We start from the raw sequence: 2,318 nt of genomic DNA, 5'->3' as shown, positions 1-2,318 counted from the left end.
CCTCGCCCGCGAGCTGGTGCTCATAAAGGTCCGCGCTACTGCTGATACCCGCGCGGATATCGTGAATATCGTGAATACCTTCCGCGCAAAGATAGTGGATATCAGCCGTTCCAATGTAGTCATCCAGCTTACGGGCAACGCAAAGAAAATCGACGCTATCTGCGAGGTCCTTTCGGACTATGAAATTATCGAAATCGCCCGTACGGGAACGATTGCCCTTTCCCGCGGCCCGATTCCCGCAAAGCATATGTAATTTGCACAATAAAAAAGCCGCCCTCGGGCGGCTTTTTGTGATGTACTGGGGGTATTGGAAATCAGTGGCGTTTCGGAATCGTGATGTCCATGGGAACGTCGAGCACAGCAGATGCTTTCTCACGCATGTCTGCAGGACTCATGCTCATGTAGATTTTTCCGATGCGCTGCATGTGCTCCGACGGATTCAACGGAGAGTTCAGCTGGGAATCCGTGTGGCGGCGGAGCGTTTCGAAGAATTTTTCGTCCATCTGCACGGAACGGAGAGCGAGAAGCACGTTCAGGCGTGAATCCACGAGATAAAGATGGAGTGTCGGGTCGTTCAATGTCTCAATGGCAGGAAGCTGTTCCTTTTTCAGCGTGTGGAGCGCAAATGGCGCATCGCCCCAGCCTTCCTTGAAAATGCCGTCAATCTGATATAGGAAGAAAAGAAGATCGTCCTCCTCGTATAGCGCGAACTGCATGTGTCCCGTGCGGAAGGCTTCAATTGCTATGATATCCGTGCGGCTCAGCTGCAGGACGAACATTGTTCCGTTTGAATCAACCTGAAAGAGACCGCCGTCTCCCTGGGCACGTATGGGCAGAGGAAAAGTCTGGCCGACCTCGAAATTTGTATAATCCATAAAATACTCCTTTAGTTATGCTATGGTATAATAATGCTGTTACCTTCAAATAAGAAATAATATCCATAATATTTTCGTAAAAAGAAAGGGGATTGTCAAGTGTCACTTCAGAGTACTCCGCGGGCTGAACGCCTGCACATCGGGCTGTACGGCACACGGAACAGCGGCAAGTCATCACTTATAAATGCTCTCACGAACCAGCATACCGCATTGGTCTCCGAGGTGGCAGGAACAACGACGGACCCCGTTTATAAATCCATGGAGCTTTTCGGCGTAGGTCCGGTGGTGTTCATTGATACAGCAGGCTATGACGACGAGGGAGAGCTCGGACACCAGCGCGTAGGAAAAACAAAGGAGGCGGCGCGCCGTACGGATATAGCGCTGCTGCTTATAAGCGAAGAAGCGGAAATAGCTAAGGCAAGGGTGTGGCATGGAGCATTCCGCAAATCAAAAACACCCGTGCTGCTTATTGTAAGCCAGTGCGACAAAAAAGATGACGGCGGCAGGGCACTGGCTGAAGCGGTGGAAAGGGAGCTTGGTGACAAGCCCCTGTGTGTCAGCGCTGAAACGGGTATGGGAATCGCGGCTATACGCCGTGCCGTGCTTGAAAAGCTGCCCGAGGATTATGACGCCGTGTCCCTTACGGGCGACCTGGTACAGCCCGGAGATACGGTGCTGCTTGTGATGCCGCAGGATATACAGGCTCCGAAGGGACGTCTTATCCTGCCGCAGGTGCAGACAATGAGAGACCTGCTTGACCGCTCGTGCGTTGTGCTTTCGGCGACAACAGACAGGCTCGATGATGCGCTCGGCGCATTGAAGGAACCGCCAAAGCTCATTATCACGGATTCGCAGGTATTTAAAAAAGTATATGACAAAAAGCCGCCCCAGAGCAGATTAACATCATTTTCCGTGCTCATGGCACATTATAAGGGAGATATCTCATTTTTTGCGGAATCGGCAAAGGAAATTGACAAGCTCCCCAAGGACGCGCATATTCTTATCGCCGAAGCCTGTACCCACAATCCCGTGGACGGAGATATCGGGCGCATACAGATACCGACAAAGCTCCGCGCTCTTTTGGGAGACGGTATTACGGTTGATGTGGTTTCGGGGGCGGATTTCCCTGAGGACCTTACCCCGTATGACCTTGTGGTGCACTGCGGAGCCTGCATGTTCAACCGTCGCTATGTTCTTTCGCGGGCGGAGCAGGCAAAGGCGCAGGGAGTGCCCATGACGAACTACGGCATTCTTCTGGCACGGCTGGCAGGTATTCTCGACCGCATTGAACTGCCGGGAAAATCCTAACTGTATGTCAGACATGGACATTTTGCCAAATTATTTACCATGTGCAGTATTAAAGATTATTTGATATAATAGAAATGCTGTTAATGGTACTGTACGGAGGAGGATTGTTATGAAACGAACCCCGATGTTTTTAGG

At 51.3% G+C, this 2,318-nt stretch carries 3 protein-coding genes; 2 read left to right on the top strand and 1 reads right to left on the bottom strand.

Annotated elements, in window-relative coordinates:
• A partial coding sequence (gene ilvN / locus ACY69O_RS07775; protein ID WP_462332901.1) for an acetolactate synthase small subunit occupies positions 1–253 on the top strand: 253 nt, incomplete at its 5' end.
• A 61-nt stretch (positions 254–314) separates the two neighbouring features.
• Here ilvN and ACY69O_RS07770 read toward each other — a convergent pair.
• Positions 315–875, bottom strand: coding sequence for a hypothetical protein (locus tag ACY69O_RS07770; protein WP_462332900.1), 561 nt, complete (start codon positions 873–875; stop codon positions 315–317).
• A gap of 99 nt (positions 876–974) precedes the next feature.
• Here ACY69O_RS07770 and hydF point away from each other — a divergent pair, with 99 nt between their 5' ends.
• On the top strand, positions 975–2,183 hold the full coding sequence (hydF, locus tag ACY69O_RS07765) for a [FeFe] hydrogenase H-cluster maturation GTPase HydF (RefSeq protein ID WP_462332899.1): 1,209 nt from the start codon (positions 975–977) through the stop codon (positions 2,181–2,183).
• Positions 2,184–2,318: the final 135 nt, after the last annotated feature.

Source organism: Schwartzia sp. (in: firmicutes) (assembly GCF_978017985.1).
Note: the sequence above shows the minus strand (reverse complement) of the source record. Positions and strands in the feature narration are given on the sequence as shown.

Coding starts and splice junctions, on each gene's coding strand:
- ACY69O_RS07770 (WP_462332900.1), bottom strand. CDS start 875: ATGGATTATACAAATTTCGAGGTCGGCCAGACTTTTCCTCTGCCCATA.